At 41.3% G+C, this 18,569-nt stretch carries 18 protein-coding genes, 1 tRNA gene and 1 pseudogene; 7 read left to right on the top strand and 13 right to left on the bottom strand.

The window, feature by feature from the left end; genetic code table 11:
* Positions 1-308: 308 nt before the first annotated feature.
* On the bottom strand, positions 309-995 hold the full coding sequence (locus PBV53_RS01960) for a peroxiredoxin (protein WP_270095500.1): 687 nt from the start codon (positions 993-995) through the stop codon (positions 309-311).
* 203 nt (positions 996-1,198) lie between these two features.
* Between PBV53_RS01960 and PBV53_RS01965 the strand changes: the two genes are divergently transcribed.
* The 3 genes from PBV53_RS01965 to PBV53_RS01975 all read left to right on the top strand — a co-directional run bounded on the left by PBV53_RS01965 (position 1,199) and on the right by PBV53_RS01975 (position 3,322).
* Positions 1,199-1,600 (top strand): DUF3795 domain-containing protein, encoded by a 402-nt coding sequence (locus PBV53_RS01965; RefSeq protein ID WP_270095501.1) that lies wholly within the window; start codon positions 1,199-1,201, stop codon positions 1,598-1,600.
* A 477-nt stretch (positions 1,601-2,077) separates the two neighbouring features.
* A complete protein-coding gene (locus tag PBV53_RS01970) occupies positions 2,078-2,368 on the top strand; it encodes a hypothetical protein (protein ID WP_270095502.1) in 291 nt (96 codons plus the stop codon).
* A 339-nt stretch (positions 2,369-2,707) separates the two neighbouring features.
* Positions 2,708-3,322, top strand: a complete 615-nt coding sequence (locus tag PBV53_RS01975) for a hypothetical protein (protein ID WP_270095503.1) — start codon at positions 2,708-2,710, stop codon at positions 3,320-3,322.
* A 99-nt stretch (positions 3,323-3,421) separates the two neighbouring features.
* On the opposite strand, the gene PBV53_RS01980 is transcribed toward PBV53_RS01975, so the two are convergent.
* From PBV53_RS01980 to PBV53_RS01995, 4 genes are all read right to left on the bottom strand, one after another.
* Positions 3,422-3,495: transfer RNA gene (locus tag PBV53_RS01980), tRNA-Val, on the bottom strand.
* A gap of 558 nt (positions 3,496-4,053) precedes the next feature.
* Positions 4,054-4,518, bottom strand: coding sequence for a DUF3887 domain-containing protein (locus tag PBV53_RS01985; protein ID WP_270095504.1), 465 nt, complete (start codon positions 4,516-4,518; stop codon positions 4,054-4,056).
* Positions 4,519-4,527: 9 nt separating this feature from the next.
* Positions 4,528-6,306: a sensor histidine kinase gene (locus PBV53_RS01990; RefSeq protein ID WP_270095505.1), complete on the bottom strand. Its 1,779-nt coding sequence runs from the start codon at positions 6,304-6,306 to the stop codon at positions 4,528-4,530.
* A gap of 32 nt (positions 6,307-6,338) precedes the next feature.
* Positions 6,339-6,851, bottom strand: coding sequence for a response regulator transcription factor (locus PBV53_RS01995; protein ID WP_270095506.1), 513 nt, complete (start codon positions 6,849-6,851; stop codon positions 6,339-6,341).
* Between the two features lie 150 nt (positions 6,852-7,001).
* Here PBV53_RS01995 and PBV53_RS02000 point away from each other — a divergent pair, with 150 nt between their 5' ends.
* Entirely contained in the window at positions 7,002-7,283 is a 282-nt protein-coding gene (locus PBV53_RS02000) for a MarR family transcriptional regulator (RefSeq protein WP_270095761.1), read from the top strand.
* Positions 7,284-7,316: 33 nt separating this feature from the next.
* Here the strand turns inward: PBV53_RS02000 and PBV53_RS02005 are convergent, their stop codons facing one another.
* The 6 genes and pseudogenes from PBV53_RS02005 to thiC form a co-directional block, all read right to left on the bottom strand.
* On the bottom strand, positions 7,317-8,096 hold the full coding sequence (locus PBV53_RS02005; protein WP_270095507.1) for a sensor domain-containing protein: 780 nt from the start codon (positions 8,094-8,096) through the stop codon (positions 7,317-7,319).
* A gap of 35 nt (positions 8,097-8,131) precedes the next feature.
* Entirely contained in the window at positions 8,132-8,380 is a 249-nt protein-coding gene (locus tag PBV53_RS02010) for a PLDc N-terminal domain-containing protein (RefSeq protein WP_270095508.1), read from the bottom strand.
* A gap of 36 nt (positions 8,381-8,416) precedes the next feature.
* A complete protein-coding gene (locus PBV53_RS02015; RefSeq protein ID WP_270095509.1) occupies positions 8,417-9,631 on the bottom strand; it encodes an ABC transporter permease in 1,215 nt (404 codons plus the stop codon).
* A 36-nt stretch (positions 9,632-9,667) separates the two neighbouring features.
* Positions 9,668-10,903, bottom strand: coding sequence for a COG1361 S-layer family protein (locus PBV53_RS02020; RefSeq protein ID WP_270095510.1), 1,236 nt, complete (start codon positions 10,901-10,903; stop codon positions 9,668-9,670).
* A gap of 9 nt (positions 10,904-10,912) precedes the next feature.
* Positions 10,913-11,599 (bottom strand): annotated as a pseudogene (locus PBV53_RS02025) (ABC transporter ATP-binding protein).
* 210 nt (positions 11,600-11,809) lie between these two features.
* On the bottom strand, positions 11,810-13,099 hold the full coding sequence (gene thiC / locus PBV53_RS02030) for a phosphomethylpyrimidine synthase ThiC (RefSeq protein ID WP_270095511.1): 1,290 nt from the start codon (positions 13,097-13,099) through the stop codon (positions 11,810-11,812).
* Positions 13,100-13,312: 213 nt separating this feature from the next.
* On the opposite strand from thiC, the gene PBV53_RS02035 reads away from it, so the two are divergent.
* Together PBV53_RS02035 and PBV53_RS02040 are read left to right on the top strand one after the other, a co-directional pair.
* A complete protein-coding gene (locus PBV53_RS02035) occupies positions 13,313-13,759 on the top strand; it encodes a universal stress protein (protein WP_270095512.1) in 447 nt (148 codons plus the stop codon).
* A gap of 150 nt (positions 13,760-13,909) precedes the next feature.
* Positions 13,910-16,252, top strand: a complete 2,343-nt coding sequence (locus PBV53_RS02040) for a DNA topoisomerase I (protein ID WP_270095513.1) — start codon at positions 13,910-13,912, stop codon at positions 16,250-16,252.
* 80 nt (positions 16,253-16,332) lie between these two features.
* On the opposite strand, the gene PBV53_RS02045 is transcribed toward PBV53_RS02040, so the two are convergent.
* Together PBV53_RS02045 and tnpA are read right to left on the bottom strand one after the other, a co-directional pair.
* Positions 16,333-16,866: a nitroreductase family protein gene (locus PBV53_RS02045; protein WP_270095514.1), complete on the bottom strand. Its 534-nt coding sequence runs from the start codon at positions 16,864-16,866 to the stop codon at positions 16,333-16,335.
* An 88-nt stretch (positions 16,867-16,954) separates the two neighbouring features.
* Positions 16,955-17,377: an IS200/IS605 family transposase gene (gene tnpA, locus PBV53_RS02050; protein WP_270095515.1), complete on the bottom strand. Its 423-nt coding sequence runs from the start codon at positions 17,375-17,377 to the stop codon at positions 16,955-16,957.
* Positions 17,378-17,429: 52 nt separating this feature from the next.
* On the opposite strand from tnpA, the gene PBV53_RS02055 reads away from it, so the two are divergent.
* Entirely contained in the window at positions 17,430-18,569 is a 1,140-nt protein-coding gene (locus PBV53_RS02055; protein WP_270095516.1) for an RNA-guided endonuclease InsQ/TnpB family protein, read from the top strand.

Here is an 18,569-nt window from a genome sequence, read left to right on the forward strand (position 1 = left end):
CAGTTCTTAGGCGAGAAAGAGGGAGTAATCCTTCTGACTTAGCCGACAGATGGGATTCTTTAAGGGTACACTTCATTACATGAAGCAGAACGCTAGAGCTGATGAGCCATTTACTCTCAATGCTCATTTTAGAGAGAGGTTGGAGAAGTTGAAACAAGAATGAGCATAAATTATTTTGTGAGTGTCAAAAATAGTATCTTTTAACATTTCTCTCTTCTTAGAGATATCCGTGTAATTTTATTTTCAAATGAAAAAAGAATTGAAGCCATCAATAAATAATGGCTACGTGGATCTATACTTAGTTCAATTCAGGAGTCTTTTTTGAGACACATAAACCAGTCCAGACAATATTTACCTTCTTCTTCTGATTCAACTCTTTCTTTTGCAGCTCCACATGATCCAGGTGGTGGGATTATAACGTCATCGCCCGGATTCCAATTTGCAGGAGTGGCAATATTTTCTTTATCTGATTTTTGCATTGCAATGACCATTCTTTTAATTTCATCCATGTTCCTTCCGTTAGACAATGGATAATAAAGAATTGCTCTTACTTTTGCTTCAGGATCCATTATGAATACAGCTCTTACTGCCTGATCATCAGAAGCGTTTGGTTGAACCATTCCAAACATTTTAGCAACTTCCATTTTGATATCTGCAATTACAGGGAATAAAACTTCAACATTCTTCATACCCTTGTACTCAATCTTCTCTTTTATTGTCCTTAGCCATGCAATATGTGCATATTTACTATCAATGGATAAACCTATCAGTTCAGTATTAAGTTCACGGAATTCTTCTTGCATACTTGCAAATGTCATGAATTCTGTAGTGCATACGGGAGTAAAGTCTGCAGGATGACTGAATAATATTACCCACTTTCCTTTATAGTCTTCTGGAAAACTAATCTCTCCCATAGTGGTATCTACTTTGAAATTCGGTGCAACATCGCCTATTAATGGCATGGTAACTCGTTCTGTATTTTCAGTTTCACTCATCGTTAATTACTCCAGTATAGATCTGTAAGGAATATGTAAAAAGTTCATATATTACTATAAATAACTTCCTGACATAATTAACAATGTTAACACTCGCACTAATTTCATTCAATATCTGTAAAAAATTCCCAACCCATTACTTTTAGGGATGAATAAACGAAAAAGAATTGTTTTAAATAATAAGAAATATGAAATTTCATGCTATGAAAACTTTGGATAATCTTTCACTTATTGCTCCTTGTGGGATGAACTGCGGAATTTGTATAGCTTACCTGAGATACATAAATAAATGCCCTGGTTGTAGGGGATTAGATGTTACTCACTCCAAATGTAAACAGATCAAGCACTGTCCTACTTTTGAAAATGGTAGGGCACAATTTTGTTTTGAGTGTGAAACATTTCCCTGCAGCAGATTGAAAAAATTAGATGAAAGGTATCAAACCAAATACAATATGAGTATGATCGAAAATCTCGAAAATATCAAAAAATTTGGTTTAAATGAATTTGTTGCAAATGAAAAGATACGATGGAAATGTCCTGAATGTGGGGGCACTATTTGTGTGCACAAAGGATATTGCCATAGTTGTGGTAAGAAGAAAGAGTAAAATCTATGAATAATTCTTTTTTTAATACCAGATATATTATAAGCTAAAGAACTTCGTAATCTAATCAGAGAAGTTCGGTTTTTTAGACTTAACTATATCCCGAAGTATTGTGCGGGGATATATACGACGTATAAAAAGTGTACGCTATCAAAAAGCACTTAGATTATTTATTATTTATTACCCTAATTTGACAGTTTATAAAAATTAATGCTAATTTTGGTGGTTTTTTGCTTATTTTCCATCAATATTTGCCCAATCTGCAACTAAAATAAGAACATATCACAAATTATAGTTTTTACATAACATTAGTTAACATAAATCTTTAATTTAGTAACAACTGTCAAATTCTAAAAGGTTAAAAAATAGAACTGTCAAACTTGGGTTATTACTTCAAAGATTCCAAAGTCCCATAATAGAGGAAGTGTTCTTTGCTAAAGAGGATATGAATTAAATATTTCCAGATCATTCAGTATCAATATGACAAAAAGAAAGAAAGATACGAGTGAATACGAATTACCCGATATTCAAAAAAACGCCTTGGATAATTGGATAACGTTAAATATACTCCCACAAAAAATATCAAATAAAAATTACACCAGTTATGCGCTTAAACTTCTTTTTGAACAAACACCAGATGGTTTCTTCATCACAAATAAGCAGTTTAAAGAAGGGATGGTCAGATGTGATTTCTCACCTGTAAATAAAAATAAATTAAATTGGGATTTTCGAGTTTCTCTAAAATCTCCAGAGTTGAAATCATCTAAATGAGGTTATAAACCTAACATATATTAAAAAAGCTTATCCTATTTTCCATAATAAAGGAAAACAGGTACGATCAATTCAACGTAACTCCCTTTATGCAACAAAATCCTGAGTTTCCTCCTGAAATTCTTGGAAATCTGATGAGTGCCTACTATGGAGTTGTGGTATGAAGCAGGCTATCACTTTGAGTTATAAAAAGCAAAGTTGAAAGCAAAGTTTTCTACAAATATCTAATACTTTACTAATTATCTTTTGTTTAATTTCACACATCACTACATTTTTTATATCTGTTCTCCACATAATTAGTATATTCAATATGTATGGTCAGATTGGGAGAAAGAATGGATGAATATAATAAACAGATTCTGGGAGGAACCCTTGGAGGTATCTCTTTTCTTCATTGGGTGGTTTTGGCTAGGATTTTCAATAATAGGGATGACTTTAGCCAACATGTACTTGCCTGATTCCATTTTAGATATTTATCACCTAATCGTAGGTGTTATCTATCTGCTTCCAATGTTTGTGATCGTGCTTAAGGTATTTAAGGGTAGGAATGTTGCTGGTCTGCCTTTGATGATCTGTTCTGGCATAATTGGAGTTTATGCGATCGTCATGCACATGAAGCTGAATCTAGGAGTTGACTATTTGGGACCGCTAAGCGAGATATTAAAGATAGTATTATTGCTAGTGTTGCTAGTAGCCGTACTGGTAAGTTTCTACATTTATGCTCGTTCAGTCGGATGCGACAACACTAAAAATTTGAAGATTATTTTGTTGATTTCTGCAATAAATGGTTTAGTAATTGTTTACAATGTGTTATTTGGAGGCTATGGTATACGGAGCGAATCCGTTGCTATTATGACGATTTTGTTCTTGTTCGTGTTAGAACCATTACTAGGGGGGATGTATGCCCGGGAAATTGTGGAAAGGGAAAACTGGGGGAGGAGTTTGAGGAAATAAAATCACAAAAATGTGAGCTCTCGAAACCAGACTAGCTTCACTGGAACAAAGGATCATTGAATTAGAAAAACCGCCATGCAGCGAATCAGAAAAACCAGATGGGCCCGGGGAGATTCGAACACCCGACCTCTGCCGTGTGAAGGCAACGTCATAACCAGCTAGACCACGAGCCCATATTGAATTATAATAGTACCTGAGAAACTATAAGTCGATTATCAGGTGCTACAGAGCTTAAATAGAGTTGATGGGCTATAAGTTTAACGGGGGTTACGGGAGTTTTATGTGGGTGAAGTTATTATTAAAACAATATATAAATGAACCTGTCGATTCATAGAAACGTTTAAGTATTATTCATGTGTTTAGAGAATTGTACATCGGACGAGAACTTTGGGCAGTTTCTTGAAAAACGGATAAGTTACTACCCCTTGAACCACACACAAACCACCATACTCCCCTTCCAGCTCAAAGTTCTTGACTGGTGTACATTTAACTCCTCCTTCGTGTATCGAGGTAGGGTGAGAACTCTGCCTTGAACTCCTCCTTTTCAATTTGATACTGATGCTTAATTATCAGTCTGATCTTTCGAGCGATATTGAAGATCGGCTTTAAGATCTGAGCAAGATCGGATTGTGGAATTTGAAAAAATGGTATGATATTGCATGCTATAATATGAAATTAGATCAAATGGGATTAAAGGACAGGAGTTTTTGGAAAGAATAAAGTGAGGGACTTTATCTTTCAAGGGCCAATCGTTTTCGCATCTTTGGAGAATCGATCCACATGCCTTTAAGTTCTCTTTCTCCGTCCTTCTCTATGAATATCAATCGGAAAATAGCACCTTCCGGCTCATTTTCAAATACTACATTATAGACAACGGCCGAATGTCTTTCAGTAACAGTTATCTCGGCAAGTTCCTTGGAAGTATAATTCCCAACCTCGTCATGAACAATGTCCGTAAGTTCCAGGAACAGGTCTTCAGGAATGGCCTTTTTCATCGTTGGGTTGAAATTAGCAGAGAACTTGGTATAGTTCTTCTCATTAAGTCCCTGAAGGGTATTTTCTGCTATCGGCTCAGCATATTCTTCAATGTCTCCATCCTCCACGCTCACTCCTTCAAGTTCAATGGAGGTGCATCCGCTGCAAATGATCGCCACTAAAACGACAAAGGCCATCAATAATGCTGTTCTTACTTTCATGTTCCTCACTTAAGCTCCCTCTATCTCGGTGAAATCGTCCTCTTTCAGCTCTTTCGGTAATCTGAAAGTGAATGTGCTGCCCTTGCCTGTCTCGCTCTCAAGGTAAATGTTCCCGCCCTGTCCATCGATGATGCCCTTAATGATCGCAAGCCCAAGCCCCGTGCCACCTGCCTTTCTTGTGGCAGTGCTGTCCACCTGATAGAACTTATCGAATATCTTATCACGTTTTTCCCTGGAGATACCTATGCCATTATCCTTTATACTTGTCTGCAAATGATTATCATGATCTTCCACGATGATACTCACTTCTCCCTCTTCGGGGGTGAACTTGATCGCATTTGTCAGCAGGTTCACGAAGACCCTTATGAGCTTGTCCTTATCCGTCCTGATCACCGGCACATCTTCGGGGCAGTTCACCATGATCTTTATGCTCTTATCATTGGCATATTTTTGTACATTATGAAGGGCGATCTCGATTATCTCTTTGATGTTCACATCCTCGGGTATGAACTTCATCTTTCCTGATTCTATGCGGGAAATATCCAGCAGGTCATCGACCATTCTCGCCTGTCTGTCAATGTTCCTTATAATAAGGTCCAGCATCTCTTCCTTGATCTCCCTGCTGCATTCGCTTTCCCTCAAGAACTCGCTGGAGGTCTTCATGGCTGTCAGAGGTGTCTTTAGCTCATGGGAGACCATTGAAACAAAATCATTCTTCAGACGGTCAAGTTCCTTTAATTTCTTGTTAGCGTTCTGGAGATAATCGTTCGACCTTTCCAGCTCCGATGTCTTGCTTTTCACCTCATCCTCAAGGGTCTTGTTCCAGGAGAACAGGATCAGGGCGATAAATGCACTGATGAAGAGGATGAATGCGATGGAGATCATTGCAAAAATGCCCTGCTTGACATAGACCGACTGGATAAGTGATCCAACATACCACAAGGGAGTAACAACGCCCACGGACCATTGCTGGTTATACCAGTTCACAGGCACATAAGAGATTATCTTCTCTTCGAGGAAACCATTCTTGTTCCTTTCGGAAAACTGTCCGCTACCTGAAAGTCCTTCTGTCTGCATACCGATGATATCAAGACGCCTGTGGTCAGGCTCGTTTATGATATTGAAATAATTATTTCCTACCAGGTGATCATCGGAACTATCGTAAAGCAGCTTTGCATTATCATCGATGAGATAAACATATCCCGATTCATATTCCGTTTTTATGGTCTGCTTCGTGATCTCATCCATCTCGATTATAGCAACTATCGCCCCTTCGAAACTGCCATCATCAAGATAAAGGGGTATCCAAACATAGAGCGCAAGTTCACCCTCTAAAGTAGTGAGTGGATTGGTGATGTAGGTCTCATCTGTGTCTTTTATTTTTTCAAAAGCAGCAGCCTTATCATTCTCATAAAGATCGTATCCAATGGGCACATTCTCTTCAGGATATCCCGAGACTATTATGCCTGTACTGTTTACGTATTCGATGGCATGGAAGCCTTCAGACTCATTATACACTATCGAAAAAATGGTATTGAAATTATCATCGGGGATATTATAATGGTTCCTTGAGATAATCTCAAGCATTGTGACCTTTTCGTTCAGGAATGTAGTGATGCCGGTCGATATCTGTTGTGCCTGGCTGGTCTGTTCCCGGGTGAACATCTCAACAAAAAGGTCTTCTACCTCTGTATTTGCCCTGATGCCCAGAAAAAGGATGGAAGAAATGAAAAGCATCGTTATCATTACAACAATGATAACGTTCCATCTGCTTTTTGTGGCGAACATATGAGGTCAGCACGAAAAGTGCGTTAAAATAGTTAGTCCTGTGTTCTTCTCAACACAGTCTTTATTCTTGCCTTCAGCTCTTTCAGATTGAATGGCTTGGTCATGTAATCATCAGCGCCAATATCCAGACCCTCAACCTTGTCATTGATCTCTCCCTTTGCTGTGAGCATGATCACAGGTATGTTCTCATAGAGAGGTTCTTCTTTCAATCTTCTGCATACTTCAAAGCCGTCCATATCAGGCATCATAACGTCAAGAAGGATCACATCGGGTATATCGGACTTAAGCACATCAAAGACCATGGCTCCGTTGTTTGCTTCAATGACATTGTATCCGTCTGCTTCGAGGGCTCTCTTGGTAGCAATGACAGCATCTGGTTCATCATCTACAATAAGGACCTTCTGTCTTGTATCCGACAGGCTCTCAATGGTCTTGGCCACTATGTCCTCAGAAACAGAAAGTTGATCTGCTATGTCCTTTGCATTGATCTCAGGCTGCTGTTCGAGAAGTCCCAGTATGTCTTTTTCAAGCGTTTCTTTTTCCATATATACCACTACTTTCAAATGTATTTAAACATAAATGGATGATATTATTAAAGCCTTTCTAAATATGATAAGGTCTATTTATATATTGTACTAATAGCCAATTATGAGAAAGCCTTATAAATTATTATCGTATATTTAAGGGTGATGTCAATGGACGCTCTTGAGAAAATATTTGGAAAGACTGCACAGATAACAGTTCTAAAGAACCTAATTCAGCATAAAGGGGAATCTACTTATCTCTCCGGTATTGCGGAAGAGACCGGTCTGTCCCACTCAAGTGTTGCCAGGGTGATCGAACCCCTTCTCAAAGCCAACATCGTCATTGAAAAGCGTCTTGGGAAACAGATCCGCACCTTCAGTCTGAATCTTGACAGTGAACTTACCAATCATATCCTTGATTTCTACGGACGGCTCGAAAAGATGAAACTCTGATCATTTCGTTTCTATTTTTCAACTCAACGTTCATTATTCCCGTTGAATACCGATGTCGTATTCTTCGATATATTCTGCATCCACGGTTTCGACCTTCTCGATGGATCCTACAGTTTCTTCTTCATCCAGTTCGATATCGTCAAAACTGGTGTAATCGTTTTCATTGGTCATATATGAATTTGCATTTCCAAGCAGGTTCTTTGCAAGAATTCCTGAAAGTTTTGCCATCCAATTCATAAAATGCAGTGAAATTATCCCAAAGATCATCCCAAAGAACATCATCATCAAAGCACTAGCAAAAGAATCGATGACGAACGTGCTGGTCCCAATACTGTAACCGATGTCGGTAAGCTTGTAGGCAAAGGGTGTTGCAATAAAAGCAAGAGTGATGCCTATCAATGTGAAGGAAACTATCAATGTAAATATGCCCAATGGGAACTTAATGAAAAGGAACACAAGTCCCTTCCATGTCACAGGGTTTAGGATATAGCTCTTTATCTTCTCCAAGCTCTTCTGTTTTCCTACACAACGATTCTCCATGGGTGGTATGTCCACTCCCAGAAGCCAGATCGCAAGTTGCCTTTCAAAAGCGGCAAGTTCCCACCATGCAACGAGCATCAAAAGCAGGATGGGAAGTCCGATAAGGGTTATAGAAAGACCTAAACCCATGGAAAGTCCGGTAACAAGGAATATGAAATAGGCTGTTCCGAGGGGGAATGTGAACAAAAGGTACGTCAGATTCAGATAGGTCTGTTTTTTAGTGACCACTCCGAAGAGATCACGTATCCATTTTGTTATATCATTTAGACCCATGTGGAACATTCTCCTTTATACCGATAATATTCGTATCATACATCCGCTGCATCAGAAACCGCATTGCGCTTTGTTCTTCTGAATATGAAATATATCAGTGCACCTAATAATTGTGCGAATACTATAATAATAACCCATAAAAGTTTATCATTTCCATGCGATGGCTCGTTCATAATACAATCGATAAGCATCCATATCCAGAAAATGGTACTTCCTATCGCAATCCCTGCAAATAGCAGGAACAACAAAATATGTACCGGGAAGAATATCCAGCTATCGATCATATTATCTTCACCTTAGCATTTTATAGTTTCGTTCTTTCAATCATGTCTCAATGCATCGACCGGCTTCATCTTAGCAGCCTTGTTCGCAGGATATGCTCCGGCTATCAGACCTACGAATATGGATACAACAAAACCTGCGAATATCTTTGATGCAGGAAGCACCACTGGCAGGTTCATGAACGTTGCAGCTCCATAAGCTCCAGCACAACCAAGTATCACGCCAAGGACACCACCTATAGTTCCCACGACCGCTGATTCAACGATGAACATCGTAAGGACATCGAAGTTGGAATACCCTATAGCTTTCATTAAACCTATCTCCGATGTACGTTCGGTAACTGTGACCAGCATAATGTTCATGATCCCGATGGAACCAACAACAAGGGAAATAAATGCAACTGCAGTCAGAAGTCCGGAAAGGGCACTTGAAAGGGCGCCTGCATTCTCAAGCAACTCCTGCTGGTCCACAATGAAATACGGCTTGATGTCATCTTCCTCCATATCCCTTGATGAGATTCCCAGATATCTTCCGAGTCTCTTATCTATCTCCTCGGATGTTTCGGAAACCTTCTCGATCGATTCCCCTTCGGCGAAGATGGTGGAATAATCATTGACCGAGAGGATCTCGTTCATGGTCGATATTGGAATGAATATCCTTTTGTCGGGAACCATTCCTCCTGATATGAAGCTTGGTTCTGATTCTTGGACAATACCTTTGACCTGGAACGTCTGTGTTATCTCTCCCCCATCACGTGTTCGGAATGTAATATCTATCGAATTCTTATTCGATAACTTCCGGTCAAAAGTACCATCAGATACCTCATAACCTATCACAGCCACATACTGATCATTGTCTTTGATAAAGTTCCCTTCACTAAGTCCAATGTTGGCGACCTCATCATAGTCGCCTGTGACTCCCGTTATTGACACTCTCCGCGAATCTGACATATAAGTGACTTCAGCTACCTGTTCATTGATGGGAGAAGCTCTCAGAACTCCCGGGGTTTTCCTGACAACTTCCAGTTCGTTATCAAAGAACGTGTTTGGCTCATTTGCACCCACATAGATGAAATTAGAACCGATAGTTCCTATCTCTTCATCAAAATATTGGTTAAAGCTCGCACCTAAGGAAACATTGGCGATGACAGCAGCTACTCCTATCACGATCCCCAGAGTTGTAAGCGTGGAACGAAGCTTGGAGCTAAAAATGCTTCCCAATGCGATTTCAAGTGACTGCTTCAGATCGACCATTATATTATCTCCTTTTGATAGTGCATCTGACTTCGTTTAATCCTGTTTCCTTTTCTTGTAAATGAAAATCCCTGCTGCTGCCACTATCAAAAGTACGAAAGCAATAGTTGTACTGCCAGTGCTGGTATCTGTCTTTTCTTCAACTACCTCAAGGTTGCCCACATTGGCAGAAGTTGTGTGATCGTTAAACCCGTTCCTGTATTCTGCTTCAAGGGTAAGCGAAGATCGTTCTCTTTCCTCTTCCACAACAGCGGTAAATTCAATTGTAAAAAGCTCATCCGGTTTCATCGAGCCGATAAAATACTCTGCAGGGGAGAATTTTACCCCTTCAGCTACTGGTCTGACACTCACTGAAGAGATGGTGTTCTGGTGAAGGTTCGCAACATCGAACTGTACCTTCCCTTCACTGTTAGTTAATATCATGGACTTTGAGGGTATCATCTTGATGGATGAACTGTCAATGGTGACAGGTACTCTCCAGATGTTGTTATAAGAATATGAATTACCAATGATTGCAAGGTCAAGGTAGTATGTCCCTTCCTGGACATCTTCCGGAACCTCTACATTGAATGTAAGGGTGACCGAGTTACCTGGTCCGATTATCCCGGCTTCTTGAACACCGCTGGTGACCTTGATACTGTCAGTACCTGCAAGACTTGCTGACTGGATACGTGCATTAGTGTCGTAATCCTCTCCCTCGAAATTAATCGTACTCTCTGATGCTGTATTTGTCAATTTAAAACTTATCGTACCTTTATCTCCGGGGCTGAACATATCTGGGGTGGATGTGGTCTCAGTAAGCTCAATAGTACCTTTACTATCAAATGTGGTGGATCCTACCTTTATTTTAAAAGTGTCCTTTATCCAGGGACTGTTGTCCATGCCTCTGTAATACACATCAAAAGAAGCTGTCCCGGGTTTTGCATTCTCATCTACATACAGGCGGAACTCCTGCACAGATGCACTATCTGGTGAAAGTATGCCGATATTATTCTCAGCATTTTTTTCAGAATCAAGGGACAAAGGATATTCAGGAACAAGTTTTATTGTCACGTCATCGGACTGTCCTGACCTAAAGTTCTCCACCTTCACCCACACATCCACATATTGACCTATCTCTGCCGGAAATGGCTCGTATTTCTGAACGCTGATATCCAGGCTTGTTACACTGCTCTCCTGTGCAGATGCGGAAGGCATTACCATAATCAAAAGGACCATCATAACTGCAAAGGCCGTTATTTCCTTCGTTATTCTCGAATTATCATTTCCCATGTCATCACCTTAATTATTCTCAATATAGCCGTCTTTCACATGGATGGTCCTGTCAGCATATGCCGATGTCTCAGGATCGTGTGTTATCATTATTATCGTGCTTCCATTCCTGTGAAGCTCGGAAAAGAGTTCCATTATCTCGACACTTGTCTTCGAGTCAAGGTTCCCCGTAGGTTCATCTGCCAGAATGATGGCAGGCTCGTTGATGAGGGCTCTTGCGATAGCGACCCTCTGTGATTGTCCACCTGAAAGCTCAGTAGGTCTGTGTTCCATACGGTCATCCAGTCCTACCAGTCCCAGAAGATGTTTCGCACGTTGGTTCACGTTGACATCAATTCTGCGGTTTGCGTGTGTTGGTAAAAGGACATTCTGTAAAGCTGTAAGTCTTGAAACAAGGTTGAAGTTCTGAAAAACAAAACCGATCTCTAATCCCCGAAGCTTTGCAAGTTCACTCTCGGAGATACTGTTTATGTCCTTGCCCATGACAAGGACCTATCCTTCACTTGGTCTGTCAAGACATCCAAGCAGGTTCATAAGAGTGCTTTTGCCAGAACCCGATGGTCCCATGATCGCAATGAACTCTCCTTTTTTCACAGTGATGTTGATATCATGAAGGATCGGTACTTCCATGTCGGACAGATAATAGCTTTTTTTCAGGCCAATGGTTTCCATGACCTTATCGGGTATGTCTTTCATTTTTTGTTCGGTCTGGTTGTTCAATACCTGTTCTTCCATGTGATGCACAGTCCTGTCTATTTATCGACAAGATTTTCTATGCACATGTTTCTATATATACTTTCCGACATTTTGACAAATGGGTCCTATAAAATTAGCAATAGTTCAAAAAAAGAAAGTATAAAGGTCTTAAATAATAGTAATTGAAAAAAAGAAAGAGCTACAGAATGATCAATTGTCTTTCTGTCTGCTCTCTTCAAGTGCACTCTTGACTATCTTCATGGCACAGAGTTCACCGCACATGGAGCACGCATCAGTGCCTGTATTTCGGCTTTCCCTGATCTTGCGTGCTTTTTCACTGTCAATGGCAACTTCGTATTGGGTTTCCCAATCGAGTTCAGCACGTGCATGTGCCATCCTGTCATCCAGCTCACGTGCCTTTTCTTTCTGTCCCTCGCGGGTAAGATCGGCAGCGTGTGCAGCGATATTTGTGACAATAGCGCCTTCTCGTATGTCATCTATGGTTGGTAATGCAAGATGTTCTGCCGGTGTTGTCATACAAAGGAAATCCGCTCCGTACATTCCTGCCAGTGTGCCTCCGATAGCTCCGGTTATATGGTCATAACCTGGTGCAATATCGGTCACAAGAGGACCAAGCAGATAAAGGGGTGCACCGTGGCACAATTCTTTCATTGCCTTTACGCTAAGCTCAACTTCGTTTAAAGGTACATGTCCGGGACCTTCCACGAAGGTCTGAACATCAGATTCCCTTGCTTTGCTGACAAGTTCTCCGAGTGTTATGAACTCCATGAACTTTGGTGCATCGGATGCGTCATGGATACAGCCCGGTCTCATACCATCGCCAAGACTTATGGTCAGATCGTATTCCTTAGCAATCTCCACAAGGTAGTCATATTCGGAATAGAACGGATTTTCCTGTTCATTGTGTATCATCCAAGCAATGGTGAAAGAGCCGCCACGACTGACAACATTTGTAATCCTGTCACCCTTTTTGAGCCTTTCCAATGCATTGTAGTTGACACCTGAATGGATAGTGACAAAATCGACCCCATCTTCAGCATGTTTGCGAACAGCATTGAACATGTCATCAGATGTCATATCGACCACAGTCTTATGGGATGCTGCTGCCTGGTATATTGGCACTGTACCAATAGGCACATCCACAGCATCCATTATCCTTGAACGTATAAGGTCGAGGTCGCCTCCGGTGGACAGGTCCATAATGGTATCTGCTCCGTATTCAACCGCTGTTTTTGCTTTATCGACCTCTTCATCGATATTCACGAAATCCCTTGAGGTTCCGATATTGGCGTTTACCTTAACGCTCATGTATTTCCCGATACCGAATGCACGGGATTTACCTTTTATGTTCTTCGGGATGGTCACAAGTCCCTTTGCAACACAGGACCTTACAAGGTCCGCATCTATCCCTTCAACTTCGGCCACACTTCTAATCTCAGGGGTGATCAGTCCCTTCCTTGCATCTTCCATTAATGTCATAGTTACTCCGGCAAAATGGTCTGTACCTTAAGATATTATGATTTCAAGTCTCGTTTGTAGTTGCAATACAGCACAGGTGCATATATATGTTTCATATTCCTGTGGCTGAACTTTCTCAGGACATTTTAGTAAATATAATATACTATTAAAAAGTATATTTTACTTGGGTGAATGTCTTTTCAAAGAGCACCTATGTTATACTGGGGGTATTACATGGCAGGTAAAAGTTATAATAAAATATTGATAGCTACCGACGGTTCTGATAATGCAAAGAATGCTATTTTTTCAGGAATGAACCTGGCAGGGCTACTTGGAGCAAAGATCTATGCAGTTTGTGTCCTTCCGACACATCCCGCCTCTTCCATGCCTATCGGCTCAAGGATGATGCGATGGGAAGTACCATTTGATATAATGAAGGAAGAGGGTACAAAGGCAGTTAATGAGGTTGTCGAACTCGCCAAAATAAATGGTGTGGATGCAGAACCTGTTCTGCTTGAAGGTCATCCTTCTGAAGAGATCCTCAGATATGCACAGGATAATGATATCGACCTGATCGTAATGGGAACTCTCGGTAAGACCGGTCTGACAAGATTGCTTCTTGGAAGTGTGGCGGAAAATGTATTACGTCATTCTCCTGTGGAAGTTCTGGTAGTAAGGTGAACCTTTTGTTCACCTCGATTTTTATTTGGTTTCTATAATTTCATCATTTTTAGTATCAGATAACTTTAATGTAGTGTTAGCGCTATGTGTGGGCATACCTTTTTTATGAATAGTATCGCTATTTGAACTACTTTATTCACCCAATTATCCATGACCACAGTTGTATTCACCGAGAAGAACAAGGCCGCTGCACAGATATCTACTATCCTGTCCGGAGGTTCAGCGAAAAGAAGCATCGTGGATGGTGTTTCTGTGTATGAGTTCCAGAGGGATGGTTCTCTCTGGAAGATCATGGGACTTGCAGGTCATATCATGGGCTATGATTATCCTGAAGAGTTCAGCAATTGGAGGGATGTTGACCCTGCTGCTCTGTTGGATACCGATCCTGTGAAGAAGATTAACAAAGCATCGTTTGGCAGTGCTATCCTGAAGATCTCCAAAGGTGCAGATCTTCTTGTGCTTGCTTGCGATTTTGATCGGGAAGGGGAGAATATAGGGTTCGAGGCGAAGTCCATTGCAGAGAAAGTGTGCAATTCAACAGTTAAACGTGCACGTTTTTCCTCTCTTTCCAAAAGTGAGATCGAAAAGGCTTTTAATGAACTTGTGGAGCCTGATGAGAACATGGCGATGTCCGCAGAGGCGAGACAGATCCTTGATCTCAAGATGGGTGCATCCTTTACTCGATTTGTGACCCTTTCGGTGCGGGAAAGGGCAAGGACCAAGGGTGTTCTTTCTATAGGACCATGTCAGACGCCTACCTGTGGTTTTGTTTATGAACGTGAACTTGCTATTCGTAAGTTCGATTCCCGGGATTTCTGGAAGATAGAGGGAGTGTTCACTGGAAAGGGTGCTGATATTACAGGTGTGCATCGCGGTGGTCACATCTATGATAAAGAAAAAGCGGATGTGATCTTTAAGAAACTGAAAGGTTGCAAGACTGCGGTCATTTCTAAAAAGACAGTAAAGGAGATGAATACAAATCCTCCTTTCCCGCTCAACACCAATGAGTTCTTAAAGCGTGCATCGAAATTCCTGGACGTGAGTCCTGATAAGGCTCTGGAGATCGCTGAACAGCTCTATCTTTCAGGCTTTACCAGCTATCCGAGGACAGAGACGAACATGTATGCTGATGACATGGATTTTGCCAGCATACTCAAAGGCTTTACTAAAGGTGATTATCAGGATTTTGCATTGTTGTTACTCTCACAAAAGGCCATTGTTCCTCGTAATGGCAAAAAGGACGGTCATGACCACCCGCCTATTCATCCCATCAAGGCAGGTTCACGCATGGAGATCGAAAGAGCTGTCAAGATGCCGCGTGCATGGGATGTATATGATCTTATTGTAAGACATTTCATTGCGAACTTACTTCCACCGGCAATATTTGAAAAGACACGTTTCGAGATCACCATGGAGGGTGAACTGTTTGATTCTACAGGTTCCATACAGAAGAACGCCGGATGGCTTGCTGTTTATCCTTTTGAGAAACCACAGGACAAGATATTACCGGAACTCGATCTGAATGAGATTCTCGCTGTCAAGAAGATCACTAATATAAAGTCACAGACCACACCGCCGAAAAGGCTCACTGAGGCCGAACTTCTTACGCTTATGGATAAGCATGGAATCGGTACCAAAGCAACTGCTCCAAGCCATATAGAGACCAACAAGAAACGTGGTTATTTCGAGGTCAAGGGAAAGACCATTGCCATACTGGACACTGGTTTTACTTTGATGGATGCGCTGAACAGTTCCGTCCCCATCCTTGTCAAACCTGATATTCGTTCAAGTATAGAATCTCTCATACAGGATGTTGAAGATGGCAACAAGAAGTTCGAGCTGGCCCTTGAAGAAGGCACTTCGCTTATCAAGGAGATGTATTCCCAGCTCTTGAGCAATCGTGATCTTATGGTCACTCGTATAGCAGGGACCATTACAGATGAAGCGGTCGAGGCGGATAAGAAGAACCATGTTGGTAAATGCAGTGAATGTGAACGGGTGCTTCGTATAGTCAGTACGGACAAAGGTCGGTTTGTAGGTTGTACAGGTTATCCGCAGTGCAAGAACACTTTCCCTTTGCCTAAAACAGGTGCTTTGGCCGTGCAGAGGTCACGGACGTGCAAGAAAGGCGGAGCGGCTGTTTTGAAGGTGGGAAGCAAATATTTCTGGGCTGTGGGCATAGGTCCGTGCTTTTCATGCGATATGGAAAAGGAATGTTATCCACCGGAAATTGTGGGTGCGTGTCCTGCCTGCGATGGTCAGACATTTTTGATCACCACCAAGGACTCACGTTTCCTTGGGTGCACAAAACGTTGTGGTCATACTCAGTCTGTTCCAAAGAACGGCAGGCTAACCATCACCGATAAGGTATGTGAAGGATGTGGATGGCGATTATTGCGCGTCAAAGAGCAGGGCAAGGATGCGAAGGAATATTGTGCCAATCGTAAATGTGAAGTCGCAGCACAGATGCGAAGCAGTTACAGGAAAAAATAAGCTGGCAACTATTGTTGCTTGATATTCCCATCATTGATGTTCTTTATTTATGTATGGACGTGAAGATATCGGTGGAGGGTTCAGTTCGAACCTATCCACTTCTTGCTGAATTTGTTTTCGAAAGTAAGCTCAGCAATACTTTTCCTGCTGGACGTTCTTTCCTTTTCCACAGGTTTTCCAATAGCTATCAATGCCATAAACTCATAACTTTCCGGGACCTCAAGAACAGAATTTACCTTTTCTGCCTGTTTGAGGATCTCACCAAGCCATACTGAGCCAAGTCCAAGTTCGACACAGGTAAGCAATATGTTCTGTATTGATGCTCCGATGGCCATTACATCTTTGTCATGGTGGTACATTTCGGCATTGTCAAGATAAACTGCGATCAATACTTTTGATCCTAGTACAATGCTTGAGTAATGTGTGCATTGTGCCAGGTTATTGATGGTGTTCTCATCTTGTATGACAATGAATTTCCAGGGCTGGTTGTTAAGACCCGATGGTGCCCATCTGGCACAGTCAAGGATTGTATTGATATCCTTTTCACTGACGGGTTCATCGGTGTATTCCCTGACACTTCGTCGGTTAAGAATGGTTTCTATTGTAGTTGACATAAGGATCACATAAAAAGAAGGTTTTTCAGGACATGATGCCCTGAAAAAGTATTTAGTTTATCGGATATAAGCAAGAAGACCACCGGTTTCAATTAGTGGATGAATTGCGTACACTTTTCTGGTTCTTCGTTCCGTCAATGTATTGCTCAATCGTTTCCGCTGATGCTTTACCAGCAGTACCTACATAATAACTTGGAGACCATAACTTGTTCCCCCAATATTTTCGTTTTTTCAATTCGGGGAACTTTTCAAATGTTCTTTTTGCAGATACGCCTTTCAAGATTTTAACGATATCTGTCGGTGCAATGAACGGTGGAGCTGATATGAACATGTGTATATGTTCCGGCATGACCTCAAGCTCGATGACTTCCCATTCTTTAGAATCAGCGATCGTCCTTAACTGGTCGTCTAAAAATTGTTTCAGTTCACCGGTGAGCACCTGTTTTCGATATTTAGTACACCAAACTATATGATAGTTAATTTCGTATACGGCTGAACTTGTAGACCCCATTTGTACCTATAGGTTCATAACGCATATATATCTTGTTGACATATAGGTGCATATGGGGAAATCCTACAAATTCCGTCTGTACCCGACCAGAGAACAGGAGCTCGTTCTGGTCAAAACTCTGGATGTGTGCAGATACATCTATAACGAGTTTCTTGCGGACAGAAGGAATGCGTATGACAGATGCAACCAGGGATTAACGACATTTGACCAAATCACTCAGGTCAAGTATCTTGAATTCAATACCGAAGTATTTTCACAGATCAAACAGGATGTATTGCGAAGACTTGGAAAATCATTCGATGCTTTTTTCAGAAGGTGCAAAACAGGTGAAACACCAGGGTACCCACGGTTCAAAGGAAAGGACAGGTATAACAGTTTCACGTATCCTCAATCGGGTTTCAAGATAGAAGGAACTAAATTGAAACTTTCCAAGATTGGAACGATTAAGATCAAACAGCACCGAGAGGTAGAGGGCAAGATCAAGACATGTTCCATCAAACGTGAAGTGGGTCAATGGTATGCAGTCTTTTCTGTTGACATGGGTGCAAGTCCTGAAAAGATCGATCCGGCTACATCCATAGGGATCGATGTCGGTCTTAACTCATGTGTCACATTGAGCAATGGAGAGCAGTACGATTCTCCTACATATTACCGCAAGTCTGAGAGATCCCTTGCAGTTCAACAAAAAAGACTGAGCAAGAAGAAGAAAGGTTCAGTGAATAGGCTCAAGCAAAAAACTAAAGTTGTTAAGGTTCACAGAAAGATACGTAATCAAAGACTTGATTTTAACCATAAGCTGAGTAGGATTCTTGTCAACCGGTTTGACAGGATAGTGTTCGAGGATCTGAGCATCAAGGACATGGTCAAAAATCATCATCTCGCAAAATCAATACATGATGTTGCATGGAGTCAACTGATCCAGATGGCAAAAAGCAAAGCGGAAGAGGCTGGCAAGTATGTCGAATTGGTTAATCCATACAACACATCACAAAAATGCAGTAGCTGTGGGAACATTGTCAAGAAAGGTCTATCGGTCAGGGTGCACAAATGTCCGGAGTGTGGACTTGAGCTTGATAGGGATATTAATGCTGCGATCAATATTTTGAATTTAAGCACCGTAGGAACTATGGGAAGAGCCTGTGGAGTCACGGACGTTGGTCTGGGCTATGAAGCAGGAAGCCACCTATTTTAA

Source organism: Methanococcoides alaskense, assembly GCF_027594145.1.
GTDB lineage: Archaea > Halobacteriota > Methanosarcinia > Methanosarcinales > Methanosarcinaceae > Methanococcoides > Methanococcoides alaskense.